The 26,595-nt window shown below is 37.6% G+C and carries 25 protein-coding genes, 1 tRNA gene and 1 other annotated feature; of the genes, 6 read left to right on the top strand and 20 right to left on the bottom strand.

Annotated features, from left to right (window positions below):
• Positions 1–368: 368 nt before the first annotated feature.
• The 5 genes from odhB to ABE41_RS10940 form a co-directional block, all read right to left on the bottom strand.
• Positions 369–1,652 carry a 2-oxoglutarate dehydrogenase complex dihydrolipoyllysine-residue succinyltransferase gene (odhB, locus tag ABE41_RS10960; RefSeq protein WP_066290010.1) on the bottom strand — a complete coding sequence of 428 codons (1,284 nt, stop codon included), beginning with the start codon at positions 1,650–1,652 and terminating at the stop codon, positions 369–371.
• The gene (locus tag ABE41_RS10955; RefSeq protein WP_066290008.1) at positions 1,645–4,503 is read right to left on the bottom strand and encodes a 2-oxoglutarate dehydrogenase E1 component; all 2,859 of its coding nucleotides are present in this window, start codon (positions 4,501–4,503) and stop codon (positions 1,645–1,647) included. Before ABE41_RS10955 ends, odhB begins: the two co-directional genes overlap by 8 nt.
• A 170-nt stretch (positions 4,504–4,673) precedes the next feature.
• Positions 4,674–5,612: an EamA family transporter RarD gene (rarD, locus tag ABE41_RS10950; protein ID WP_066290006.1), complete on the bottom strand. Its 939-nt coding sequence runs from the start codon at positions 5,610–5,612 to the stop codon at positions 4,674–4,676.
• Positions 5,613–5,756: 144 nt separating this feature from the next.
• Positions 5,757–7,439: an arginine--tRNA ligase gene (gene argS, locus ABE41_RS10945; protein ID WP_066290004.1), complete on the bottom strand. Its 1,683-nt coding sequence runs from the start codon at positions 7,437–7,439 to the stop codon at positions 5,757–5,759.
• Between the two features lie 41 nt (positions 7,440–7,480).
• Positions 7,481–7,685: a binding site (T-box leader), on the bottom strand.
• Positions 7,686–7,741: 56 nt separating this feature from the next.
• A complete protein-coding gene (locus tag ABE41_RS10940; protein ID WP_066290003.1) occupies positions 7,742–8,014 on the bottom strand; it encodes a hypothetical protein in 273 nt (90 codons plus the stop codon).
• 87 nt (positions 8,015–8,101) lie between these two features.
• Here ABE41_RS10940 and ABE41_RS10935 point away from each other — a divergent pair, with 87 nt between their 5' ends.
• Positions 8,102–9,463 (top strand): MATE family efflux transporter, encoded by a 1,362-nt coding sequence (locus ABE41_RS10935; protein WP_066290002.1) that lies wholly within the window; start codon positions 8,102–8,104, stop codon positions 9,461–9,463.
• Between the two features lie 19 nt (positions 9,464–9,482).
• Here ABE41_RS10935 and msrA read toward each other — a convergent pair whose 3' ends face one another.
• Positions 9,483–10,445 (bottom strand): peptide-methionine (S)-S-oxide reductase MsrA, encoded by a 963-nt coding sequence (gene msrA / locus ABE41_RS10930; RefSeq protein ID WP_066290001.1) that lies wholly within the window; start codon positions 10,443–10,445, stop codon positions 9,483–9,485.
• 87 nt (positions 10,446–10,532) lie between these two features.
• The gene (locus ABE41_RS10925; RefSeq protein ID WP_066289999.1) at positions 10,533–11,477 is read right to left on the bottom strand and encodes a DMT family transporter; all 945 of its coding nucleotides are present in this window, start codon (positions 11,475–11,477) and stop codon (positions 10,533–10,535) included.
• Positions 11,478–11,553: 76 nt separating this feature from the next.
• Here ABE41_RS10925 and ABE41_RS10920 point away from each other — a divergent pair, with 76 nt between their 5' ends.
• Positions 11,554–12,378, top strand: coding sequence for a GDSL-type esterase/lipase family protein (locus ABE41_RS10920; protein ID WP_066289994.1), 825 nt, complete (start codon positions 11,554–11,556; stop codon positions 12,376–12,378).
• 5 nt (positions 12,379–12,383) lie between these two features.
• On the opposite strand, the gene ABE41_RS10915 is transcribed toward ABE41_RS10920, so the two are convergent.
• Positions 12,384–12,764 carry a hypothetical protein gene (locus tag ABE41_RS10915; protein WP_066289992.1) on the bottom strand — a complete coding sequence of 127 codons (381 nt, stop codon included), beginning with the start codon at positions 12,762–12,764 and terminating at the stop codon, positions 12,384–12,386.
• Positions 12,765–12,907: 143 nt separating this feature from the next.
• Here ABE41_RS10915 and proC point away from each other — a divergent pair, with 143 nt between their 5' ends.
• Together proC and ABE41_RS10905 are read left to right on the top strand one after the other, a co-directional pair.
• Complete coding sequence (gene proC / locus ABE41_RS10910) at positions 12,908–13,750, top strand: pyrroline-5-carboxylate reductase (RefSeq protein ID WP_066289990.1); 843 nt, start codon at positions 12,908–12,910, stop codon at positions 13,748–13,750.
• 484 nt (positions 13,751–14,234) lie between these two features.
• Entirely contained in the window at positions 14,235–14,624 is a 390-nt protein-coding gene (locus ABE41_RS10905) for a hypothetical protein (protein WP_066289988.1), read from the top strand.
• 18 nt (positions 14,625–14,642) lie between these two features.
• Here ABE41_RS10905 and ABE41_RS10900 read toward each other — a convergent pair whose 3' ends face one another.
• The 12 genes from ABE41_RS10900 to ABE41_RS10845 form a co-directional block, all read right to left on the bottom strand.
• Complete coding sequence (locus tag ABE41_RS10900; protein WP_066289986.1) at positions 14,643–15,845, bottom strand: DUF2515 family protein; 1,203 nt, start codon at positions 15,843–15,845, stop codon at positions 14,643–14,645.
• A gap of 90 nt (positions 15,846–15,935) precedes the next feature.
• On the bottom strand, positions 15,936–16,508 hold the full coding sequence (locus ABE41_RS10895; protein WP_066289983.1) for a DUF502 domain-containing protein: 573 nt from the start codon (positions 16,506–16,508) through the stop codon (positions 15,936–15,938).
• A gap of 18 nt (positions 16,509–16,526) precedes the next feature.
• The gene (dat, locus tag ABE41_RS10890; RefSeq protein ID WP_066289981.1) at positions 16,527–17,396 is read right to left on the bottom strand and encodes a D-amino-acid transaminase; all 870 of its coding nucleotides are present in this window, start codon (positions 17,394–17,396) and stop codon (positions 16,527–16,529) included.
• A gap of 104 nt (positions 17,397–17,500) precedes the next feature.
• Positions 17,501–19,450, bottom strand: coding sequence for a phospholipase D-like domain-containing protein (locus tag ABE41_RS10885; protein WP_066289978.1), 1,950 nt, complete (start codon positions 19,448–19,450; stop codon positions 17,501–17,503).
• Positions 19,451–19,971: 521 nt separating this feature from the next.
• Positions 19,972–20,223: a hypothetical protein gene (locus ABE41_RS10880; protein ID WP_066289976.1), complete on the bottom strand. Its 252-nt coding sequence runs from the start codon at positions 20,221–20,223 to the stop codon at positions 19,972–19,974.
• 91 nt (positions 20,224–20,314) lie between these two features.
• On the bottom strand, positions 20,315–21,130 hold the full coding sequence (gene nadE / locus ABE41_RS10875) for an NAD(+) synthase (RefSeq protein ID WP_066294789.1): 816 nt from the start codon (positions 21,128–21,130) through the stop codon (positions 20,315–20,317).
• 68 nt (positions 21,131–21,198) lie between these two features.
• Positions 21,199–21,573: a kinase-associated lipoprotein KapB gene (locus tag ABE41_RS10870; protein WP_066289974.1), complete on the bottom strand. Its 375-nt coding sequence runs from the start codon at positions 21,571–21,573 to the stop codon at positions 21,199–21,201.
• Positions 21,560–21,880 (bottom strand): hypothetical protein, encoded by a 321-nt coding sequence (locus ABE41_RS10865; protein ID WP_066289971.1) that lies wholly within the window; start codon positions 21,878–21,880, stop codon positions 21,560–21,562. Before ABE41_RS10865 ends, ABE41_RS10870 begins: the two co-directional genes overlap by 14 nt.
• 82 nt (positions 21,881–21,962) lie before the next feature.
• Positions 21,963–22,883 (bottom strand): oxygen-dependent tRNA uridine(34) hydroxylase TrhO, encoded by a 921-nt coding sequence (gene trhO, locus ABE41_RS10860; protein WP_066289968.1) that lies wholly within the window; start codon positions 22,881–22,883, stop codon positions 21,963–21,965.
• A gap of 122 nt (positions 22,884–23,005) precedes the next feature.
• Positions 23,006–23,080: transfer RNA gene (locus ABE41_RS10855), tRNA-Arg, on the bottom strand.
• Between the two features lie 80 nt (positions 23,081–23,160).
• Positions 23,161–23,535: a DUF2203 domain-containing protein gene (locus ABE41_RS10850; protein WP_066289965.1), complete on the bottom strand. Its 375-nt coding sequence runs from the start codon at positions 23,533–23,535 to the stop codon at positions 23,161–23,163.
• 99 nt (positions 23,536–23,634) lie between these two features.
• The gene (locus ABE41_RS10845) at positions 23,635–23,919 is read right to left on the bottom strand and encodes a hypothetical protein (RefSeq protein WP_066289963.1); all 285 of its coding nucleotides are present in this window, start codon (positions 23,917–23,919) and stop codon (positions 23,635–23,637) included.
• A 190-nt stretch (positions 23,920–24,109) separates the two neighbouring features.
• On the opposite strand from ABE41_RS10845, the gene ABE41_RS10840 reads away from it, so the two are divergent.
• Both ABE41_RS10840 and ABE41_RS10835 read left to right on the top strand, forming a co-directional pair.
• The gene (locus ABE41_RS10840) at positions 24,110–24,850 is read left to right on the top strand and encodes a DUF6081 family protein (RefSeq protein ID WP_066289961.1); all 741 of its coding nucleotides are present in this window, start codon (positions 24,110–24,112) and stop codon (positions 24,848–24,850) included.
• Positions 24,851–24,990: 140 nt separating this feature from the next.
• Entirely contained in the window at positions 24,991–26,448 is a 1,458-nt protein-coding gene (locus ABE41_RS10835; RefSeq protein WP_066289960.1) for an amidase family protein, read from the top strand.
• The last annotated feature ends 147 nt before the right edge of the window (positions 26,449–26,595 follow it).

Below are 26,595 nucleotides of genomic sequence, written 5' to 3'. Positions count from 1 at the left end.
ATTTTCACCTCTTCTTTTTTGCTCCTAAAATAGTTCGATTTAGTTGTCATGTATCCTTTATTTTTTATGACATGGAGAAAATTAAATAGCGTATTTCTAATAAAATTTTTATAATTAGGTCTAAATGTCCCTTAATTAGGTCTAAATTAAATTAATTAAGTCTTCTTGCAAGTATATTGAGTCTAAATTGAAATTATTAGGTCTATCGACACAATGCCTATTATTTCGACAAAGGCATGCTCTATTAATTATCAAAAACTTCACCCTTTCGTAGTCTCTACTCTAATTTAACATTACCTTGGTGTCAGCCAAGCTTCCATACAAAAAACCACCCCCAGCAACAGCCGGAGGTGGCTCCAATCATCATATTAACCTTCTAAAAGCAATGATTCTGGATCTTCTAGAAGTGATTTGATTGTTGTTAAGAAGCTTACTGCTTCTTTTCCATCTACGATACGGTGGTCGTAAGAAAGCGCGATGTACATCATCGGACGGTTTTCCATACGCTCTTTATCGATTGCAACTGGTCTCCACTGGATCGTGTGCATTCCAAGGATACCTACTTGAGGAGCATTTAAAATCGGTGTTGAAAGCATCGATCCGAAGATACCGCCGTTCGTAATTGTGAATGAACCGCCTTGGAGATCTTCTAATGACAACTTCTTGTTGCGTGCCTTCTCTGCCAAGTTACCGATTTCTTTCTCGATGCCTGCAAAGCTTAAACGATCAGCGTTACGTACAACCGGTACAACTAGTCCTTCTTCAGCGCCTACTGCGATACCGATATCGTAGAACTTCTTAAGCACCATTTCGTCGCCTTGGATTTCTGCGTTGATCGCAGGGAACTTTTTCAACGCCCCAACTACAGCTTTAGTAAAGAATGACATGTAGCCTAATTTCACGCCGTTTTGCTCATAGAACTTGTCCTTGCGGCGAGCGCGTACTTCGTTGATCGCAGTCATGTCTACTTCGTTAAAAGTAGTAAGCATTGCAGCTGTTTGCTGTGCTTCAACTAGACGTTTTGCGATAGTTTGACGTCGGCGTGACATCTTAACACGTTCTACTGGCTTTTCAGGATTTACAGTTTCAGCTGCTTTTGGCTCTTTCGATGTGCTTGCAGCTGGCTTAGACGAGCTCGCTGCCTTTTCATCACTGCCACCTTCAGCATGACGCTTAACGTCTTCTGTACGTACACGACCAAGTGGATCGCGTGAACTTACTTCAGAAAGGTCGATTCCTTTTTCGCGTGCCAGTTTGCGTGCAGCTGGTGATGCGATCGGGCGTTCAGCAGCCTTTGAATCTTCTTCTTCGGCTACAGCTTTTCCAGAAGACTGTTCCTGTTTTTGAGCGGGCTCTGCTTTCTCTTCTGCAGCTGGCTTCTCTTCAGGTTTAGACTCAGTTTCTGCTGCTGATGCATCACCTTCAACGATTGAAGCAATTACATCTCCTACAGCAACTGTATCACCAGGTTCAACTTTAATATTTTTTAAAATACCGTCACGCTCAGCACTGATTTCAATGTTAACTTTATCAGTTTCTAACTCAACGATGTCTTCACCTTTTACAACTTTGTCGCCTTCTTTTTTAAGCCATTGTGCAACTGTACCTTCTGAAATTGATTCGGCTAATTCCGGAACTTTAACGTCAAACATGTTCACGGCCTCCCTCTCGCGATTGAATGTCTAGTGCTAATGATGTTTGGATAATTTGTTCTTGTTCTTTTTTATAGATGTCTGGTTCCCCGCCAGCTGTACTTGAGCGCTCTTGTCTTCCAATGTAAGAAACATGTGCTCCCTTAGGTGCTACACCACGGAGTTTTGGTTCGATGTATAGCCATGAACCCATGTTCTTAGGTTCTTCTTGAACCCAGATCAAGTCTTCTACATTCGGATACTCATTTAAGAGAGCGGTCATCTCTTCTTCTGGGAACGGATAGATCTGTTCTACACGAACGATATGCATTTCCGTTCTAGCCACTTGATCTTGCTCAAGAGCTTTTTCAAGGTCAATCGCAATTTTACCAGAGCAAAGCAAGATTTTCTTAACTTTGTCTTTTTCTTTGCCAAGACCTGGCTGTTCAAGCAATGGCATAAAGTGATCACTTTCGAAAGCTTCCGGTAAAGAAGCAACTTTTGTATCACGAAGCAAGCTCTTAGGTGTCATTACAACTAATGGACGAACTTCATCCATAGAAAGAAGCTTCGCTTGGCGTCTTAACAAATGGAAGTATTGAGAAGCAGTAGTCACGTTCGCTACTGTCCAGTTGTTTTCGGCACCTAGCTGCAAGAAACGCTCTAAACGTGCACTGGAGTGCTCTGGTCCTTGACCTTCATAGCCATGAGGAAGAAGCATAACCATTCCTGATTTTTGTCCCCACTTCGCACGGCCTGCAGAAAGGAACTGATCAAACAGAACTTGTGCTACGTTTGCGAAATCTCCGTATTGAGCTTCCCAGATAACAAGTGTTTCCGGAGCAAATACGTTATAACCATATTCAAATCCTACTACTGAAGATTCAGACAGCGGACTGTTATGAATGGCGAATGAAACATCAATATCATCCATTCCGTGCAGCGGTGAAAATTTCTTTCCGCTTTCGCTGTCATTAAGAACAAGATGTCTTTGAGCGAATGTTCCGCGCTCAGAGTCCTGCCCTGTAATACGGATTGGTGTTCCGTCTTTTAAGATAGAAGCAAATGCAAGAGATTCAGCCATACCCCAGTCAATCTTCTCTCCTTGGAACGCTTTGCGTCTGCGCTCTAAGATACGCTTGATTTTAGGATATACATTAAAATCTCCTGGCCACTTCAGCATGTTCTCCGTTAGCTCTTGCAGTTCTGTTACTGAAATTGTGGTATCGATATCAGGAAGTGCTTTCGATAACGGATCCGGAAGTCTAGTGTCTTCCAGTTTGAATTTTTCTTTACGGCCTTGTACTTTTTCGTACTCTGTTTGATGTTTTGTTAAAACTTCATCTTCAATCGCTTTAACATCCTCCTCTGAAAGAACGCCTTCTTTCACTAGCTGCTTCGCATAAACATCACGAACAGTTGGATGGCTGTTGACTTTTTTGTACAATTTAGGCTGTGTTGCAGAAGGATCATCCATCTCGTTGTGTCCGAAACGGCGGTATCCGATCAAATCGATCAGAACATCTTTCTGGAACTTTTTACGATATTCATAAGCTAAGTGAACAGCTGCGATACAAGCTTCTGGATCATCTGCGTTCACATGAATGATCGGAATCTCAAAACCTTTAGCAAGGTCACTTGCATATTTAGTTGAACGGGAATCTCCGCTATCTGTTGTAAATCCAACAAGGTTATTCGCAATAATATGGAGTGTTCCGCCTGTTTGATAACCTCTTAAACGGCTTAAGTTCAATGTTTCTGCAACGATTCCCTCACCTGGGAATGCAGCGTCACCATGGATTAAAATAGCAAATGCTTTTGATGTATCTTGAACAGGATACCCTTTGCTGTCACGTGTTTCCTGTGCAGCTCTTGTGTAACCTTCAACAACTGGATCAACATATTCCAAGTGACTTGGGTTATTAGCCAAAGAAATCTTGATCTTGTGTGCTTGATCCGTTTCAACTGTCCGGCTAGCGCCTAAATGGTACTTTACGTCACCTGTCCAGCCGAAGTTAATGCCTCTAGAACCTTCAGAAGGAATTAGCTCTTTGTTTGGCGAATGATGAAATTCAGAGAAAATTAATTCGTACGGTTTGCCAAGAACGTGTGCAAGAACATTTAGACGTCCTCTATGCGCCATTCCGATTAATGCGTGCTCTGCTCCATCACGGCAGCCTTCTTTTGCAGCTTCATCCAGCATTGGTACAAGCATATCTACACCTTCGATAGAAAAACGCTTCTGACCTACAAAAGTTTTGTGAAGGAATTTTTCAAAACCTTCTACCTCTGATAGACGGTGTAAAAGATTTTTCTTATCTTCGGCTGAAAAATCAGGGTAATGCTGGCTTGTTTCTACCATAGTGTTCAGCCATTGACGTTCTTCTGTTTCATGAACATGACTGAATTCATAGGCGATGTTCTTCGTATACACTTCCTGCAGCATTTGGATTGCTTGCCAGCCGTCTTTAACAGATGCCGGAGCTTCTTTCCAAATAAAGGAAGGTGGTATCGCTTTCAAATCTTCAATTGATAAATTAAATTCTTTTGGATCAATATGGTGGTTGTCTTTAGGAAATTCGCCAACTGGATATAAATTAGCTGCTAAGTGACCGTATGTGCGAATGTTTTCCGCGAGTTTAAGTGCAGCTGCTAATTTCTCTAAATTCATTCCATCAAAACTCTGTCCAGTACGTTCACTTGGTGCAGAATCCTCGCTTGGAGGCCCCCAAGTTTCAAATTTTTCTTTGAAAGAACTGTCAACAGATTCCGGATCCACACTATATTGATCATATAGTTCAAGGACATAAGCCATATTTGGACCGCTTAGTCCCTGCCAAGGATTTTCTGATTTGGAACGTTGATGACTCATCTTTTGTTCCCTCCTGCTTCCCTTTGTAAGTATTGTGCTGTTGCTGTTAACAGGTGATTCATCATTTCTCGCCATTAATTTTTCCCTATATAAAGCGCTCTCAAACAATGAATGAAAAGAACCTTATCATTGATAAGGTTTCAACTGTAACAATGGTCATTGCCATTATACTATATTTTCGCAGAAAGTGAATTTTTGTTTTTACGATTTATAAGATAATTTGCCCATTTCGTTTTGCTTATAGTAAAAATCAGGAGTGCAAGCCAGATTAAGGTAAAAGATACGAGGTGAATTTCAGTAAACGTTTCGTGATATAAGAATACTCCCAGCAAAAGCATAATGGTTGGCGCGATATATTGCAGAAACCCTGTCATCGTCATTGTAATCCGCTTTACTCCTTGAGCAAACAATACGAGCGGCAATGCTGTTACGATTCCTGCTCCCCATAGAAGGACAGTTATTGAAATGCCGCCAATAATAAAAGAACCTGATCCGTTCCATTGAAGATATGCTAAATAAGCAAAAGCAGCAGGAACCACAAACATCGTTTCTAATGTTAATCCAGTTAATGAATCAAAGCTCCCAAGTTTTTTTGCAAGTCCATAAAGCCCAAAAGAGAGAGCCAGGAATATTGCTACCCAGGGAAATTTCCCGTACTGCCACGTTAGAAGAAACACACCGCATGCTGCAATTACAAAGGATACAATCTGCCAGCTATTTAATCTTTCTTTTAAGACTGCCATACCTAAAATGACATTTACAAGCGGATTGATGTAATATCCTAGGCTTGCTTCAACTACATGATCGTTATTAACAGCCCATATATACATTAGCCAGTTCCCGCTGATTAATATAGAAGCTATAAAAACAGAAAAGAATTGTTTTTTGCTCGAGAAAAGAATCTTAACATCTCTGTTAAGGTCCTTTTTTCTCTTTAAAAGAAACATTACTGCCAGCATTAGTACAAATGACCAAAAGATGCGATGCGCTAATATTTCTCCTGAACCGGATTGGTCTAGGGGTTTCCAGTATAAAGGAAGGAACCCCCAGATTAAGTAAGCTAAAGCCGCGTACCAGACTCCTTTAGTTTGTTCGTTGTATGTTTTCATAGATCTTTTCCTCGATTCCGGAAGATTTAAGGTTATAAGATTATATAACGGAATCGAAAGAATTTGCCAGCAAGTAAACTCAAGACTTTAAAGATTTATTTCTTCTATATAATATTGTAAAAAAAATTCAATGTTACTCAACCGTTACATTTGTTTAGGTGTCTGAATTCCTAATAATCTTAAGCCCTCTTTTAAAACGATTTGTATGCTGGCGCATAATGCAAGTCTTTCTGCCGTTTCATCGCTATTAAGAATTTTGACACTTCCATAATAATGGTTGAACTTGTGCGATAACTTTAAAACATATTTTGATATTATAGAAGGTTCTTTTCGGAAAAATGCATTTTGTACGATTAACGGAAACTCATTTAAAACAGAAATAAGCTCCCAGCTCTCTTCGGCAATTGAAAATTCATCTGGCATCTGACGATTAAAATTTCCTTTATTTAATAACGTTTGAATTCTGGCTGCTGTATATTGTACGTAAGGTCCTGTATCTCCTTCAAACTTAAGCATCTGTTCAAGAGAAAATTCAACATCATTGCCTTTTTCATTTTTTAAGTCGTGAAAGATCACTGCTCCTACTCCAACTTGACGAGCGACTTCATCCACCTCAAGTAATGCTGGATTTTTTTCTCGGATATTATTTTCAGCAAGCTGAATGGCATCTAAAAGAACGTTCTCAAGCAAAACAGTTCTTCCTTTTCGTGTACTCATCTTCTTCCCGTCCTGCAAAATAAGCCCGAATGGAACATGATGCATATTTTTTGCCCATTCATATCCCATTTTACTAAGTACTCGTTTAATTTGTTCAAAATGCAGAGATTGTTCATGCCCTACAACATAAAAAGCTTGATCAAAATCGTAAGTGTTCTTTCTATAGATTGCTGCAGTCAGGTCACGTGTAGCATAAAGTGTCGCTCCATCTGTTTTTTTTATCAGACACGGGGGTATGTCTTCACCAACATTTACGATTTGAGCGCCGTCGGAAAGTTCGAGAAGTTTTTTCTCCATCAGCTCTTTTACGGTAGCATCCATTTTATCGTTGAAAAATGCCTCTCCGTTATACGAATCGAATTCGACACCAAGGAGTTCATAAATCTTCTGAAATGCATTTAATGATACATCTTTAAACCACACCCACAATTGTGTTGCCTGTGGATCTCCATCTTCGAGCTGTTTGAACCATTTTCTTCCCTCATCGTTTAATGCAGGATCATTATCTGCTTCTTCATGAAAGCGAACATAAAGTTTTGTCAGTTCTTGAATTGGATTGGCTTTCACTTTTTCTTCTGTTCCCCATCGTAAATAAGCTGAGATTAATTTTCCAAACTGAGTACCCCAGTCTCCGATATAATTGATTTTCACCGTTTTATAACCGCATTTTTCACTGATAGAGGCTAAAGAGGATCCGATTACTGTTGAACGTAGGTGTCCCATTGAAAAAGGTTTCGCAATATTTGGAGATGACAAGTCAAACACAATTGTTTTGTCTTTTCCGATCAAATGACGGCCATAATTCTCTTGTTCTTTTAATATGTTAGTTATCAGGTTAGCTGCCGCCGATTTTTTATCCAAGAACACATTCACATAACCACCAACAGTTTCAATCTTACTAAAGAGACTGGGGAGGCTGCCTGCAGATAATCTACTAGCGATCTCAGCAGGTGAAGATTTATAGATTTTTGCTAACTGAAAACAAGGAAATGCTAAATCGCCTTGATGCAGCTGTTTCGGTTTTTCGATTAAAGATACGATTTGTTCAAAAGTGAGACCTTCACCAATATGGCGTTGAAGATAAGCTGCAAACTCTCTTTTTTCATTCATATTTTTCCCTCCCAAAATAAAAAACCGCCTCTTCTAATAATAGAAGAGACGGATTATACCGCGGTACCACTCTTGTTGCCTTTAAAAGGCCGCTTGATCTGTTAACGGGATGTCCCGGTTTGCCCTACGGAATTTTCAAGCAAACATTTCCAAAGTGCGCTTCTTCTGACAGTTGTGCCAGGCTTCCACCGCTCCCGGCTCTCTATAACAAACTAAACAGAGTACTCTCTTTTTCATAAATGTTCTGTTCTTTAGTTTTTCATATTATATGAGGGTAAATCTAAAAAGTCAACATATTCCATTTAATCTAAATCTAAGTAATCTCTCATCCTCTTAATGTATCGTTTCAGCCTGAACAATGTTTCAGTTCGTAAGTACTTGGATGTAAATGCAGAAGAAATGGCTTGTATAGAAACGAAAACCCCATGTTCATTAACTCTAACAGGTATGATTCCGTTAAAGATCGTTTCTCCGCTGCTTTTATATAAAAGATCTGTAGATACTAAAACTAGTTTTTCATCCGATTGCTCACCTGGCTGAACCGATTCAACTTCAAATAAAAATTGAACGCTCATAGCTGCTCCTTTACGTATGTGTTTATAATTATATGATATAATGCATTAGCTCTGTTTGTCAGTTAAAACAACAAAGGAAGTATGCAAATGTTCCAAACACACACATTAAAAGAAAAATATAAGCAATTTTTCATCTTGGTAGTCCCTGTACTGATTACGCAGCTTGGGCTATATGCGATGAACTTTTTTGACACAGTTATGAGCGGACATGCGGGAGCGAAACAGCTTGCAGGTGTTGCCATAGGTACAAGTCTTTGGGTACCGGTTTTTACAGGTTTAAACGGGATCTTAATGGCTTTGACTCCCATTGTATCTCAGCTGACAGGTGCAAAAGACACTAAGAATGTTCCTAAAGCTGTCATGCAGGCAGTTTACCTTTCCGTTGTGATTTCAATGATTGTTATTGTTCTTGGGTCCTTTATATTGGATCCGATTTTGAATGCAATGTCATTAGAAGTTGAGGTCGAACGTGTAGCTAGAGGATATTTAATCGCATTGTCTTTTGGAATACTGCCTTTATTTTTATACGGTGCATTAAGGTCCTTTATAGATGCATTGGGCCAAACTAGAATTTCAATGTTTGTTACACTGCTGGCATTGCCTGTAAATGCCTTTTTCAATTATTTGTTTGTCTTTGGTAAAGCTGGATTTCCTGAACTAGGAGGAATCGGCGCCGGAGTTGCTTCTTCTATAACATATTGGATTACAGCTATTATAACTATTGTCATTGTGATGAGATTGAACGAATTTAGAAGTTATCATCTATTCAAGAATTTCTATAAGCCTTCCCTTTCTGCATGGAAGGAACAATTGAAAATCGGAATACCAATTGGGCTGGCAATCTTTTTTGAAGTTAGTATTTTTGCTGCAGTTACTTTATTGATGAGTGACTTTAATACGGTAACAATTGCTGCTCATCAGGCTGCTTTAAATTTTGCTTCTTTTCTTTATATGCTCCCATTGAGTATTTCCTTTGCTCTAACGATAGCAGTCGGATTTGAAGTCGGAGCATCACGATATAAAGATGCTGCACAGTACGGTTATATTGGAATTTTTACAGCTCTTGGTTTTGCACTGATTTTATCAGGTTTTCTTATTGCCTTTGATGAACAAGTTGCACGCATTTATTCGAATGAACCAGATGTAATACAGCTTACTACCTCTTTTTTATGGTACGCTGTGTTTTTCCAGCTTGCTGATGCGATAGGAGCTCCCATACAGGGTGCGTTAAGAGGATATAAAGATGTAAATGTTACATTTATATTGTCATTCATCTCCTATTGGGTACTTGGATTGCCAGTTGGGTATTATTTAGCCAATTTCACTTCATTTGAAGCGTATGGCTACTGGATCGGGTTGATTTCAGGTTTATCTGCTGGGGCTATCATGTTATTTATCCGTCTTAAATCTATACAATCTAACTCCTATTCAACTCTTAAAAACAAATAAAACCAGCCAACGGCTGGTTTTATTTGTTTTCAAAAAGTGTCAAGTATTCTCCATAACCCTTTTCCCTTAATTGGTCTTTCGGAATAAAGCGGAGAGCAGCAGAATTTATGCAATAACGAAGGCCGCCTTTATTTCTAGGACCATCTGTGAAAACATGGCCGAGATGTGAATCAGCTTCTTTGCTTCTGACTTCTGTGCGGATCATTCCATGAGAAAGATCCTCTTTTTCATCAACCGTCGAAGAACGAACTGGTTTAGTAAAGCTTGGCCATCCGCAGCTGCTGTCAAATTTATCAAAAGAACTGAAAAGCGGTTCTCCAGAAACAATATCGACATATAGACCTTCTTCAGTGTGATTCCAAAATTCATTTTGGAATGGTGGTTCTGTTCCATCGTTCTGTGTAACGTTATATTGCATCGGATTTAGTGTTTTCAGTATTTCTTCTTTTTTCTCTTTATCCTCCCAATGTGATTTTATAAAGAGGTCACGACCAGAACCCTGTCTGTATCTTTTATAATGAAACGGATTTTTCTTATGATAATCCTGATGATATTCTTCAGCTTTATAAAAAGTCTGAGCAGGCAGTATTAAGGTTGCAATTGGCTTATCGAATCGTCCGCTCTCCTGTAATTCAGCTTTGGATTGTTCAGCTATATTTTTTTGATCTTCATTGTGATAGAAAATAGCTGTGCGATAAGAGTCCCCCCGATCATAGAATTGTCCTCCGGCATCTGTAGGGTCAATTTGCTTCCAGAAAACAGATACTATTTTTTCATAAGAAATGATTGATGGATCAAAAGTGATTTGGACAGCTTCAAAATGCCCTGTCGTTTCACTGCACACTTCTTTATACGTAGGGTTCTCTGTATGTCCTCCTGTGTAGCCTGATTCAACTTTAATAATTCCTGGCCACTCTTCAAAAGGTGTTACCATGCACCAAAAGCAGCCTCCTGCAAAAGCAGCAATCTCATACTCCTTCATGAAATCAAACTCCTTTTTATATATTTGTTCCATCATATAAGAATGTCGCACAAAAACATAGAAAAAGGCTTTATCGATTAAGTGTCATTACCCTTTTTTTACGATGGGTCCTGCAGTTACAGGACTTTTTATAGGAGCTGGCGGTTTATCTTTCTTCAGTATTCGGGTATTTTTTAAAAAGTAATAAAGTCCTAATAGCACGATTGCTCCACCTGCCCATTGTGAGAAAGTTAATGTTTCATTTAATAATAAATACGCAAGCAATGTAGCTCCTACAGGCTCGCCTAATATTGCCATAGAGATAGTTGCAGCAGTTACGTATTTTAGAAGCCAATTAAAAAGAACATGTCCAAAAACTGTTGGGACAATGGCTAGCAATAAAAATATACCCCAATCTTTATCAGAATATCCTGTCATTGGGATATGTAAAAGTGTATTGTAACCAGCAAAAACGATAACTGCAGATAAAAATACCGAAAAACTATAAATTGCAGCGGGTATCGTTTTAAGGAGCTTTTGGCCAATCAGCATATGAACAGCAACTACGATTGTTCCTAATATGGATAAAATATCTCCTTGTATGTGCTGTTTTGAGATACCAATGTCTCCCCAGCCAATCATGACAGCACCGGTAATGGCAACAAGCATTCCGATAATGGCTGGTTTTGATGTTTTTTCACGAAAAGCAAAATATGCACCTGCCATAACAAAAACAGGCTGCAGTGAAAGCAATATAGTGGAGCTTGCTACAGTTGTTAACTTTAAAGAGCCCATCCAAAACAAGAAGTGAAGAGCTAAAAATGTTCCTGATAAAAGCAGCAGCAGCCATTTCCTTAAAGAAATGCTTTTAAGAGCTTTTATATGCTTCAATGTAAATGGAAGCATTAAAAATAATGTAAATACAAGCCGGTACATCCCTTGGACAGATACAGGAGCGTCTGACCATTTCACAAAAATAGATGAAAATGATATAGCGATTATTCCGATAATCAAAGGAATGAAAACGGGTATTTTAAGCGTATCGTTTGTCAAATTGTCACCTTGCACTTTCTAGGCATATTTATGTTAATATCTTTTAATATAAAATATTTAAGGAGGAGGGATAAAAGTGAAAAAAAGATATATCGTATCCTTGCTTCTTTTATTCATCTTAATCGGTACAGCTGGGTGGTATTACTATCCACAGTATAAAATAAACCAAATTAAAGAAGCGTCGGTTATTATTAAAAGTGAAAATAAGGATAAGCACCAAATTACTTATCTTGATTACTTTATAAACAGTCCAAAATCAACATTCAGCCACTTAGTACTTGGTGATTCCGTTGCACAAGGGAGAGGTTCTGAAGAAGGCGGATTTGCTCAAAAGGTAAATACAAATCTCCAAAACTTAACTGACAAAACCTTTGTTCTTGAAAACCAAGGAATTTCTGGTGCAACCAGCCAAGGTTTGTTGAATCAGCTGCAAATAGCTGCCGTGCAGGAATCGGTAAAAAAAGCAGATATTATTTCGATTAATATTGGCGGCAATGATCTGGTTCAAATCGCAAAAGAAGAAGGTCCTCTTAAAGCAATTCAAAGCTATGATGAAGTTAAAACCGGCTACGAACAGAATTTAGAAGATATATTTGAGCTTATCCGTAAACATAACCCGGATGCTGTATTGGTGCTTAATGAATTATATAATGTTGTGAAGTCTGAGAAAAACTATTATCCGGCAACAGAAAAATTATTGAATGACTGGAATTTAATTGCATATGAAACAGCACTTTCCCATCAGCCGTCTGTAGTGGTTCCTGTAAGTGACGCACTTCAAACTGAAGATATTGATAAATGGCTTTATGACTCCATCCATCCTAATGATGAAGGATATGATAGAATTGCCGAAAAAACCATTACAACATTTCAAAATCATTCTTATAAAAAAGCTCAATAATTCATTCATAGACAAGTATCATTCAATACTTTAATATCTCCGTTCCAATGTTTAATCTCCGGTAAAAAATAGAAGGCAGCTGCATCACTTAGGTTATTTAGAATCCTGTCCGGATCATATAGAAATAGGAGCTTTTTACTGCCAAGCGCAATTCCCATTTCTGTATGACATCCTTTTCCACCGGGCAGAATCACGATAACCACATCTGATTCTAATACTCCTTCAAATTCTTTTACTCCTATGTCTGTCAGTGTTTCAATCGTTTCCGCTCTTTCATTCAAAGTCCAATCATATGTATGTTGCCATCCTAGTTGTGTCTGAATATCTTTTGCCATCTTTTGAACAAGCCCTTTATTTTTAAAGCTGGATGCGATATAAAATTTCATTGTCTCTCCCCTACCTGAAAACGTTTTAATGTAAAAATCATATTACAATCCTGTAATAATGAACAGATAAACTTGCATCTAATTGTGAACATGTTAACATAGTACTTTATAAATAACAGTTAAAATTTTGAAAGAGGGGTTGCATGTTAAAATACAGAAACATTTCTTTTATTGGTGCAGGATCTATGGCAGAAGCAATGATATCAGGTCTTATTAACAAAGCTGGTATCTCACCTGAAAGGATTACAGCAGCAAATCATTCTAATGTTGAAAGAAGATCTGAACTAATTAACAAGTACGACATCCAAGCTGTTTCTTTTAATGAGCTTTCATTAAAGAATACAGATGTGATTATTCTTGCGGTAAAACCAAAACAAGCAGAAGAGGTTCTGCAGCAACTAAAGCCGAATCTGCAAGACCACCACCATGTGATTTTATCAGTTCTTGCTGGAATATCAACACCATTCATTGAAGAGATAATCGGCAAACACCTCCCAGTAATCCGTGTTATGCCTAATACATCCAGTATGATTGGAGAATCCATAACGGGAATCAGTGCTGGTAAGTTTGTAAAAAATGAAGATTTGGATTTAGCTCAAGAATTATCGAAAGCAATTGGCAAAGTAAAAATTATCTCTGAGAAACAAATGGATGTTTTCACAGGAATCGCAGGAAGCGGTCCGGCATATTTCTACTATTTGCTAGAACATATGGAAGATGTAGCAGTTGAGAACGGACTTGATCGCGAGATGGCTCGAGATATTGCAGCACAGACTTTATACGGAGCAAGTAAAATGGTTATGGAATCAGATGATTCACCTGCTGAGCTGCGCAAAAAGGTTACTTCACCGAACGGAACTACTGCAGCCGGCCTTGATGCTCTGGACGAAAACGGCGGCGGGAAAGCAATTGAAGCAGCTGTAGAAAATGCTGCTGAGCGCTCGAAAACATTGCGTAAAGAATTTGAAAAAGTGCCTGTGCTATAAGCCTAAACAATGTCGCTTTTGTAGATGTTGATTTCGATGCTCGCTTTCGGCGGGTAAAACACAAAGTCACTTATGGCTTTGTGTTTTTTTCGCTCTTTTCTTAAAGATTGTTGCTTTTGGATCATTTTTTTAATGAGCATCCTTGTGCAAGTTGATTGGAGTGCAAGGTGCGAGACTCCTACGGGACGAGTGGGACAGGTGAGACTCCTAAAGGCGCAAAGTGCGAGGAGGCTCACCGCCCGCCCCGTGGAAAGCGAGCATCCTGGAGCGGAAATCGACTACTTTCAAAGGCATCAAAGATTGCTTAAACAGCCTTTTTTGAGTCTCGATTACGCTTTAGGATGCTTGAATTTTACAAATCATTTAGAAAGGCTATCAATGGTGAAATTTGGACAGGGCGTTTTAATCAGTTCCTCCTAAGGGTTATGTCGCTTTTTGTATAGTTGAATATATATATATAGAAACTATTTTGAGGTGATTTTTTTTGAAAGAGAATTCTGTGAGAATGTTCCCATATGGCGGATATGATCCTTTTTCCACTCCTTCTTCAAAAGTATTCTCCCAAAGCCATAACATCCCTGACAGACCTCCTTATGCTCCAGCAGCTCCTGCTCCAACAATGCCGCAGCAATATACACAAGGATTCGTACAGCCGCACATGCAATATATGCCGCCAATGATGCCGCCTGGATTAGCCCCCCATCCAATGATGCAGGGTATGCCATTTAATCCTCAACAGGGCAGTCAGCAGAATGCATCTATGTATCCAAACACACAAGGCTCAGGATTTAATTTTGGCAAAATGATGGGTGGAGCGAACCAAGTTATGGGTTTAGCTCAGCAAATGGGAAACATACTTTCTTTATTTAAATAGAGCCCTTTTTAAAGGCCTCTATTTTTTTTTGATTAATCGGTAATATTGTATCAAAAGATATACAGTTTCTATTTGATGAAGCCCTGCCCAATAAGCCATCCAGATTTGAGAAGAAGGTTTTGAGACTAATCTGATCTGAGAAATTATTTTTTGTGGATTAGAGAACCAATCAGAAGAATGAAAAGGTCCATGAAAGTTTTTGTTCCACACTGCCTCAAGTTTAGGACTGTATAGTCTTTGATTTTTTTTTGTTTTAAAAAGAGATAACTTTTCTTTTGGCGATCCAGTGTTCTGCTTTTTAGATGCTGCAAAAACAACAGAATCATAATCAGAACGAGAGCCAGTATGTTGATTATTTTCTGCGAAATTATAAACAGGATCAAAGTTGTTATGCTGAAAGAGCATTACGTATAAGTTTTGTCCTAACATTATTCGTTTTTCTATTGTTTCAAACCCTTGCATGGTATCCCCTATTGTATTATTTATGGGCATTACCGGAAAGAGAATTTGTGAAAGGTGAAGCCACTCCTGCAGCTTAAAAGATATTTGATTTTGCAACTTGTGAAATTGTTCTGTTCTAATCAAATGCTTCTCGATATGGCTTTGTTCATTAATTATTTGAGCCGTTGGCAATAAAGGAGTGCGGTCGCCATCAAAAAACATTTCCCATATACCTTCCATAAATGACGAAACATTAAAGAATTTACATAAGTTAAAAAGTGAGATATTTCTCCTTTTACTTTCTTCATATAGGAGTAATTGAGGATAGGCATCTTGAAAAATCATACTGTTCCCTTTTTCGAGCATGAAATATAATTCTTCAATTACAGAACGATCTATTAAATCAGGCAAAAATTCACCTTTAAGATCTGTCATAAAATAACCTGCATTCCTGGAGACCATATGTGCTAAAAATGACCAGTGAACCTCAGGGTGACTTTTATAAAAAGAAAGGTAGGCAGCTGTTCTTGTTATATTATTTTTGTTATTAAGTGAAGTTTCCCTTTTAATTCGTTCTATTAATTCCTTGTCTTTTTGAAAAGTTATTGAAAGCCCTTCAGAAAACTCAAATATTTTATTCCATTTCCGTTGTAATTGCTGTTTTTGATTTGCATTGAGCTCCCAAATTACCTTTTTCTTTTTTACCGTAAAAAAAGGACGAATAATTATATGCAGCGGAATAAGTGTTAATTTTGTATAGATTCTCTTTGAGCGTCGCAATGTTAACACCTTCCTTTATTCACAATGTATGAAATGAAAAGGTTTATAACACAAAAATGCACCCTTAAAATGTTAAGGGTGCTTCTTCGTTTATTTTGTTGCAACTCCGCCAGATAGCAAAAATTTCATAGCTTCTTCAGGTTTTATATCCAGAATTATTATTCTTTCCTTTGGTACTAAAAATGTAAACCCTGCAATCTGAAAGGTTTGTGGAATATATACTGCTACGTGATCCGCCAGTTCGTCCCCTAGACTGCTTACGTCCTCTGTAGTGACAAAACCTACACTTTTCATATTAAGCTCTGGATACTCGATAAGCACAACTGTTGAGAAAGACCGCTTTTCACCAAAGAGTGAATGAACAGTATCCTTAATAACTGTATATACCGTTTTTACAAATGGTGTTTTTTCAAGTACTCGATCAATAAGTCTAAATATCTTACCTGAAATATACTGTGTAGACATCCATCCTAAAACTGTAATTAAGACAATGGTTGTAACAAGACCAATTCCCGGAATATAGTCTTCTTTTAATACATCCTTTAGTAAATTGCCAAGAATGCTGTCTAAGAAACCGAAAATCTTATAGATTATATATACGGCTAACACGATCGGAAGGATTGTTAATAAACCATTAATAAAATATTTGAGTAAAGTCTTCATGTTTTCCTCTAACGTTTTTTAAGATTTCATTGCAGAAGTATTTTGTTGGATTTGAGTTTTAAATTGCTTTTGTAATTCTGCAGTAACAGGTCCAATTTTATAAGCTTGTTCTTTGTTTCCTCTTAGTTGGACAACAGGCGTTACTTCCATTGTTGTACTTGTAATAAATACTTCATCTGCACCAGTAAGCTCATCAACTGTAAAGGATTCTTCCAATACTGGAATTTGAAGCTTTTCAGCAAGGTTAATAACGATTTGCCGAGTGATGCCATTCAAAATAAGATTTGTAGCAGGATGAGTTTTAAGCGTACCATTTTTCACTATAAAAACATTGGATGATGAACCTTCAGTAACTGTCCCATCCCTGTGCTGTATAGCTTCCTGACAGTCAAAATCTGCAGCTTTTCTTTTTGCCATTACATTACCAAGTAAATTTAAACTTTTAATATCACAGCGCAGCCATCGAATATCTTCTGTCAGATATGTTTGAATTCCATTGGACTGAGACTTTTCAATGGAATCTAAAGAAACGGACTTAGCAAATCCTGTAACTACACTCTGCATATTACGTTCATACAAGTGATTGCGAGGTGCAACCCCTCTTGTCATTTGAATATAAACCATTCCGTTCACAATATTATTTTTAGTAATTAATTCTTCTGTTAGATGTTTGAAAGTTGCAATATCATATGGCATTGCAAGTTCTAATTTTTTTGCGCTTTGCTCAAACCGGTCAAAATGCTCATTAAATGCAAAGGGTTTTCTGTCATATACAAAAACAACCTCATAAATACCATCACCGAATAAGTAGCCTCTATCTTCAGGATCTACAGGTATTGAACCACTTTTAATTATCTGATCGTGATATAAAACGTATGAATTTTCCATATATTAACCACCTCATCTATATAGTATGTATGCAATTGAGCTTTCATCTACTGTAAATGAAAAAGTGACTCCCTTCAAGAGTCACTTTATTACAAATTTATATTTTATTGAATAGCACCGCCGGCTTGTTCATATCTAGCCATAAATTCTTGTTTGAATTGATTCGTAATAGATAAGTCATGAATCCATAATGCATTTTCGTCATTTACATCGTTTCCGTTTGTACTCCAGTTTGTAGAACCTGTAATAACTAACGGGTCACTGGAAGTATCAGCATCAATGATAAAGTATTTATGATGAAGTTTTCTTGATTCCTTATCCATATAAACCGGAGCAGGATTTTTCCAGCGTGTATTTGGATTGTTTGTACTCGTTTGTGAAGCAGTTCTTCCTGTCATATCCACAGATGCTGACCACCACATATTCCAGAATGAATCATCAAAAACCCCTTTGATATCAAAGCCAGTCAGTGTACCTTCCATATCATGAGGAGATCCTTCCCATTTCACTTTCAGCGTATCAACAAGTGATTGATCGGACCATGCAAATATACTAAAATACGTATTTTGATCAGCTGATGATTCTATAGTCTCATTCATTTTAGGAACTGCATTATCACCAGGAGAGAAATATACTTCTATCACTTTGCCCCCTACTGTAACTTGGTGCGGGGTATTATCAGTTTTGCGAGATCCAAAGTTAGAAACTGCAGGATTTGGGTTTACATCTGCACTTCCCCACATTTCATCAAATTCAGTCTTATATATGGCTGAGAGTTCAGTTGAATGCAATTCAATTGAATGATTGGAGTTTCCATCTAAGATGCCTGACTCTCTGTTCTCATCTGTACCGTAAAGACCTGTAGTGGTAAAGTTCCAGCTTCCTGTAAATACCCATTTCCCATCAATAATCAGATATTTATTATGCATTTGATCATCGGGTGAATAATAAGCATTTGAATCTTTGGACTCCCCATCGACAAGCATGTGTCCTGTTTGACTGCCGCTTCCCACATTTACTGTACGCTGTGTGAAATCCTGATAACCGGTTTGAGACAGGTTATACTGAGATCGTTTCGCGGAATCCTCTACGGCAAAGATTATTGAATCTGAAAAAATATGAATATCATCAGCAGTGTTAACTGCTCCGTCTTTTCCTCTAGTTAATTTCTCTAAATAAAGTTTCATAAGTTCGTATCTTGCATCATGCTCAGCATCACTTAATGGCTTTGCATCAGCGATCATACGAACTGTAACACCTGCTGCAGCTTTTTCAATTAATGCATTAACTACGTTTGGGAGATTAATCTCATATGTAGCGATATCAATAGATTCTGTTGCTTCGTTAATACGGTTAATTAAACGGTTTTCTAGGTTCACATTATAGTTTGCGGAATTACCAGGTGTCGCAAACTGAGTTAATGCACTTTTATTAAAATAAACATTTATGGCTCCAACTTCATTGCTTATGTTATTTAACTGTTCTGGCTGACCGTTCGACGTACCCCTTACTGTTCCTGGTGTACCAAATCCTGCGTCATAGTTTACAGTTGCTGTTTGCCAATTCTGAGGGTCATCACCGGATACAGACGGGCTTTTTCTTTCCATCGTCGCTCTTGACGCAGAATCGCCCGCATACCAGCTCGAAATAGTATCAATTGTTTGATTAGCTCCATCAGCTAGTTCTAGAACTTCTCCGGTATTTGAGAGAGCTCCTGTATAGATCTGATCGGCTGTTATTCCAGGAACTGTTGAATCGTCTGTTCTTTCGAGCAAATAAGTTTCTCCGGGGCTGATTGAGCCTGTGAGCTGCACAGATGGAGTTCCGTCGGAAGCTTTAAGTGTCCAGCCATCTAGCTGTATGATCTCGTTTGTCGGATTAAAGAGTTCAACCCATTCATCGTTTGCATCTATGGTTGTCCCCATCCATGCTACTTCAGATATGACTGGCCCTTCACTTGTTCCTGCAGCACCAACCGTTGAATTATACGGTGACTGTACAGAAATTACGGATGTTATTATGACAAAAGCAGATAAACATTTTTTCCATTTCATAAAACAAACCCCTTTTTTGCAATGATTTTGTAAAACCAAAAAAATCATAGCATAGGAAAGCCAAGGAGTTAGCATGCATTTTCAATTGTAAAGAAAATTGCTCCTAAAGAACTTTTTATATAAAAGTTTTGTAAAGGATTTAAGTATAATGTCCTACTAACTTAGTAATGGAACATATTTTCAAATGGCTGATTTCGGAAACATTGTTGCTATTAGAAGAAATTGATTTCCGCTCCAGGATGCTCGCTTTCCGCGGGGCGTGCGGTGAGCCCCGCGGAAAGATATTTGAAGCGCTGCTCCTGCGTCTACAAGAAAATCACGCCGAAGCGAGCTTCCTCGTCGCATGCCTTGCGAGAAGAATAGTCAGGTAGCTGGCACGCTGCTCTCGCAGGAGTCTCGCACCTTACGCTCCAATCAACTAGTCAAAGAAGCATACTCAACAAAAAATGTTCAGAAGCAACAATCGTTTTTAAAAATGAGCCTTTAAAATAAAAAAACCGCTCTTTTCAGCGGTCTTTTAATTACTGTTTAATTGTCTTAACAACTTTATTGTCTTTTACAGTTACCATATAAAATTCATTGTCCATTTCGATTAAAAAATCTTCATCATATTGCTCTTTAAGTTCTTCTTCAATTTTAAAAGGTTTTTTAAAATGATCATCGATCACATTAAGACGTTCTTTTCTGGTATTTTCACGATTAATCGAATCAAATACAAAATAAGCAAGAAATATAACACCTGCAACAATAATGATTTTTGCTGTTTTACTCAAATCAAGAATCCCCTTCCCCTTTTCTCCAAAAACAAGTATAACCTAAAATCCTTAAAACAAAAACACCTGGTATAAGACCAGGTGTCCAATGTTATTTCCACCATGTATCATGAACTGAGGCAGGAGGATTACGTTTATGCATGGTTTGTACAAATCGTTTTTCAATTTTTTGTTTTGAAGATGCTGAGATTTCTTTTCCTTCTAAATAATCATCGATCTCTTCATATGTTACCCCTAATGCTGTTTCATCTGGAATAAGCGGTTTGTCATCTTCTAAATCAGCTGTCGGCACTTTTAAATAAAGGCGTTCGTCAGCTCCTAATTGTTTCAGCAAAGCTCTGCCTTGTCTCTTGTTAAGTCCAAATAAAGGAACGAGGTCACATGCACCGTCACCGTGTTTTGTGAAGAAACCAGTAATCGCTTCTGCTGCGTGGTCTGTTCCAATCACAAGACATTGATAGGCACCAGCTATATCGTATTGCACTTTCATTCTTTCTCGGGCTTTCGTATTTCCTTTAAGAAAGTTATTCAATTCTTTATCAGTTGCAGCTTTGAAATTTTTCACCGAGGCATCTACTGCTGATTTAATATTGACCGTAAGAGAAATATCAGGATTAATAAATTTTAAAGCCAATTGTGCATCATTTTCATCTTTTTGTACACCATATGGAAGTCTTACAGCAATAAATGAATATTCTTCACCTGTTTCCTCTCTCAGTTGTTCCATTGCGATCTGAGCTAGTTTACCTGCTAATGTCGAATCCTGTCCTCCGCTAATTCCCAGGACATAACCCTTTGCACCTGTTCTTTTTAAATAATCTTTCAAAAACTGTATTCTTTGATTTATTTCATCTTCAATATCTATTTCAGGTTTTACTAGTAATTCTTCGATTATTTTCTGCTGCAAATCCAATTATATCGCCACCTTATTATGTGTGTATTATCATTTCATTTCCACAATTTAAAGTTTCTTAATCAAATTTTATAATCTTTTTCTAATTGATAAAGACATTCCAGTGAACGTTTAGCCCAGTCACTATTATCTTCTTTAAGTTTATTTATGTAATTGCTTAAAGCTGTTCTTAAAGATTCTTTGTATTCAGGAGGATTCCCATCAAATTCTTTAATAGTATGAATTGGCACCCATGCTCTTTCTCCAAAGCTTAAAGCTCTTCTTTCCTGAAAAAATGGAACGTCAGCTTTCTTTGGATTATGAAGGTCGCCTTGCCAAGGATGAGATACAACTGCCAGAACTTTTAAGAGTACCATTTGGTTTCTTTCATCTTCTGCCTCACCTATATATTGTCCTGTTTTATAACTGGCAAGCACTAGCTTTTTATGTCCTGTCATTCTTTTTCGCCTCCAATGCATCTATCTCTTTTGATACAGTGAAAGCTAGGTCCTCGTTCCCAAATAAAGATAAAACCTGCAGAAGCGTTTCATTAGCAATATCCTCTGCCTCTTCTTTAGTTACAGTCTGCTCAAGCATATGCATTACATATTCATTATTCCCCTGTTCAGGATAGGCTTTTAAATACACAGCTTTTGGATCAAGTCCGTTATTTACGCACCACTGGGCATAAATAATTATCATCATTCCCTCATCTTTTTGATAATTACTGATTACTTTTTCAGAAATTTCATTTGCACGGTTCACATTTGTTCCCCCTAGTACTAGTTGTTAAAGTTAACTTTAAAACAGGCAAAAAGAAAAAGCCAGTATATTTACTGGCTCTTGTTTAAACGCTCTGTTGTTCTTTACTTTCTGTTTCGTATCGATTTCGAGGATGCTCCAAACATTCCTTTGTACATGAACGTTTATGTTTAACTTCACAATCCGTACAGCACACATGCTGTTTATTGCACTCTGGATTTGCGCAGTTTACGTATCGATCTTCTGTTTTGCCGCAATAATAACAACTAGAGATCACTACATCTTCTTCAGTACGATTAATTGGCACTGAGATCCGCTCGTCAAAAACATAACATTTACCGTTCCAGTATCGTCCTTGTACTTCAGGATCTTTTCCATAAGTTACGATACCGCCTTCAAGCTGTGAAACATCCTTAAAGCCTTCTTGCAATAAGAATCCTGAGAACTTTTCGCACCGGATTCCTCCTGTGCAATATGTTAATACTTTCTTATCTTTAAATTCACTTAAGTTTTCACGGACCCATTTTGGGAAATCGCGTGAAGCTTTTACATCAGGTTTAATCGCACCTTTGAAATGGCCGATTTCATATTCATAGTCATTACGACCATCAATTACGATAACATCTTCATCTTGAAGAGCTTCATAAAACTCTTTTGGCGACAATCGTTTACCCGAAAGCTGATTCGGATTCACATCTTCTTCGAAACGCCAAGTTACAAGTTCCTTTTTATGACGCACAAACATTTTTTTAAATGTATGTCCTTCAACTTCATCTATCTTAAAGACAATATCTTCAAAGCGAGGATCTGCTTTTAGATAATCCATATAGATTTGTGTTTGTTCAAATGTACCTGAAACTGTTCCGTTGATCCCTTCTGGCGCAACAATAATTCGTCCGAGAAGTCCTAAATCCTTGCAAAACTTTAAATGTTCGTCTTTAAAGCTTTCCGGATCATCAATCGGTACATACTTATAATACAAAAGTACTCTCATTTTTTCTGACATTAATAATCACCAACCTGCAACGTTAGTTTATTTATGACGCCAAATAAAAAACCACCGGTCCAAATTACCATTCCCCGTGGTGAGTACCGGATTTACCGATAATCAGATATTCAATTGGAAAGTGGCGCGCCCACCAGGATTCGAACCCAGAATACGAGAGCCGAAATCTCGTGTGATATCCATTTCACTATAGGCGCTAATTACCGTCACGATTAATATCATAAACAATAAACAGAAATAAAACAAGCTTTTTTTACAACTATTAAATAGGGTTACCTTAATTTACTAAGTTCAATGGAGTAATTTTTTCTTCAGCACTTTGATATACGGTTATTAACGGTTCCTCTGGATGCCATTTGAAAATACCTTTTTCTCCATTTAAGATTGCGGGAAAATGAAGTGTAGATGAAAATGCATCTTCAAACCATACACCATGAGAAAGAATATTTGAGATGAAAATTTCAGCTTCCAATTCCATATATTGAATTCTTTTTTCCCATTCTGCTTTTTCATCAGCATTTAAATGCGGCTCGACCTGCTGAAAGGATTCATACCAAAGATCGAATTCTCTTTGCAGGTTATGCAGAGAATCAAATTCCTTTGACAGTATTGGCAGCAGTTGATTCGCTTCTTCTAATGTATAACGTTTCATAAATCATGCTCCTTCATATTCTTGTCAGTATTATAACAAATGAAGGTATCCATGCACACTAAAAATGGCAAGAAGAAAACCTTTTGGTTTCCCAAAAGGCTAAATGGTAAGACACATTTCTTTTTTTGGATTCTTTAAGTCCAAGTAAAAATCTCTGACAGTTTCATCTTCAAGCAGTTCAGGGAAATCTCTTCTGTATTCTGAACTGATTAAAATTTGTTCTACGAGATCTGCTGAACCTTTTCTAAGAAGCAGCCTCAATGTTAACCATTTGTCCCTTTTGGCTTTTAAATGAAATTTCGTAATAAACAACATGATTCTATCATCACAAGTGAACGTTTTTTCCTTTTCTTTTCGTAAATTAATATGAGATACAGTTTTCATAGAGAAACACCCTCCTTTAATTTGCGAGCTCTTAATACCATTATTATTCAGTTTTTTCTGAAATATACTTGTCCATGTAATAAATCTAGCTTTTTTATGGACGGGTATTAATAGAACAGCCAGCATTTGCCTCAAAACTTTTTATTTGATTAAATAACTTTATAAAGCAAATAACTAGGAGCTGTGTTTAATGAAAAAACTTCAAAGTGAAATTGTACTGGGTAATTTTCATTCCATACTATCGGAATCTGATACATGGAAAATGGGAGGTTTCCCTCTTCCTGATGGATCTTTCCATGAGTTTAGAGAGCCGGAAGCAGTTGTAATTGTAAGAAATGATGAACTATATGTCAGAGTTAATCCATTTACTAAAACCCACCCTTCTGTCCAATTTTTAGATAATGCAAAGCACATGTATTACTCTAAAGAACCAGTGAAAGTTCCTGAAGAAGGAAGCATCACATTTAAGTGGAAAATGCGTTCTCGCCCTATCGGTGCGAATCCTGGTGATTTATATGATGGATTTGTTTCTGTAAACTTATTAGATTTCACAACGGGTGCAGCGCTTGATTTCTTTGCTGGCAATGACCAGTATGCCAGTGTTTATGCTGTCCTCCCTTTTCCGGGTGTACAAGTTCCTGATACGAATAAAACAAGATATTTTTGTATCTTTAAAGAAGAATCTGCATTTAAACAAAGAGAATGGAATGAGTATGAGATTGCTTATAACCGTGCAGCCGATGAAATTATTTTTTCGGTAAATGGTGATGAAGTGCGAATTGAGAAAAATGTTCCGATTAAGTTTAATGAATTTACAGTTGCACTTGGTTTAATGACAGAAAAAGACTTATCTCCTGAAGGAAGCACTTCCCTTCATGGACAAGGTATCATTGGGGAATGGACACCAATGAAAATCTCAATAGAAGACTGATACACCAATTCGGCTTATTCTCTTAAAGGTCTGCATGATGCGGGCCTTCTTTTATGTATTCTAGCAATAATATGAAATTTCCTTTTTTTGCGACAGTTTTATATAATAAGTAATGAGTAAATAAGAGAGGAAGCGGCAAAATGTCCCAAATAAACCTGTTGCAAATTGAAGAAATGACGCTTGACCAGTTACATACTTATTATGAAAATGAGGAATTGACATCATTCGAACTGATTAAACACTATTTGAAACGAATAGCCATGTACGACAAAGCTGGTCCTTCTATTAATTCTGTTCTTGAGGTAAATCCAGAGGCTCTTTTCATTGCCCGCAATATGGATGCAGAGCGAAAAAACGGTAAAGTTCGCGGTCCTTTACATGGTGTCCCTGTGATTATTAAAGATAATATCGATACTGCCGATCAAATGCATACAAGTGCTGGGTCATTAGCCCTTCAAAATCACTACGCAAAGAAGGATGCATTTATTGTTCAAAAACTTAGAAATGCTGGTGCAATAATTCTAGGTAAAGCAAATATGACAGAATGGGCAAACTTCATGGCTTATAATATGCCGAATGGCTTCAGTTCAAGAGGCGGACAAGTGTTAAACCCTTATGGTCCCGGTGTCCTTGATGTAAGTGGTTCGAGTTCGGGATCAGGAGCAGCAGTAGCTTGCAATTTTACAATGCTTGCAGTTGGAACTGAAACTTCAGGCTCCATTCTTTGCCCTGCAGGAAATAACAATATTGTTGGGATAAAACCTACAGTAGGTCTAGTTTCAAGATCAGGAATTATCCCTATTTCTATTAGTCAGGATACAGCTGGTCCAATGGCAAGAAACGTTAAAGATGCTGCTGTTTTGCTGGAAATTTTAGCAGGTTATGACTCTGATGATTCTGCCACACATTGTGCACCCTCGGCCATCTCCTATACAGATGGACTTGCAAAGGTATCACTTAAAGGGAAACGATTCGGTGTAACGTATGATTTTTGCATTAAAAACTTAAATGAAAATCAAAAATCGGCTTTTGACCAAGCTCTTTTTGACCTAAAAAAAGAAGGAGCAGAGATTATTTATTTGGATCTAATTTCTCCATTAGAAAAAAGCAGGTTTGATTATAATGTTTTATTGCACGAATTTAAATCAGGCATCAATAATTACTTGAAGACTGTGTCTCCTGCCCTTGGCTTAAAGACGTTATCAGATATCATTACCTATAACGAAAAACATAAAGAAGATTGTCTGAAACATAATCAAGAATTATTGATTGAGAGTGACCAGACAGTAGGAACATTAACAAGCCCTGATTACTTAAAATCTAGATTGAATGATTTAGAGAATTCACAAAATATGGGAATTGATTTAGTAATAAGTGAAAATCAGCTTGATGCACTTATCAGTCCTAACGATGTTTGGTATGGAATTCCTGCAAAAGCTGGCTACCCTTCGATCTCAGTACCTTCTGGATTCGATGTTGATGGATTGCCGCTAAGCATCATTTTGACTGCCGAAGCATTCTCAGAGAAAAAACTGATAGAGATTGCATATGCATATGAAAAAGTCACCCAAAAGCGTAAACCAATTGAATTCAAATAAAAAAACCCGGGGAAAATCCCCGGTTTTTATTTTGGATGCTCCTATTTGAAGCTCGCACGTTGGATTTTAGCTGCTAAATCTTCGTGAATAGAACAAATGAATTTGGAACTAAACAAATATGCAGGATAACCGTACAAAAATCAAAGC

The organism is Fictibacillus arsenicus, assembly GCF_001642935.1.
GTDB lineage: Bacteria > Bacillota > Bacilli > Bacillales > Fictibacillaceae > Fictibacillus > Fictibacillus arsenicus_B.
The sequence above is the reverse complement of the archived record's forward strand: the minus strand, read 5'-3'. Positions and strand labels throughout refer to the sequence as shown.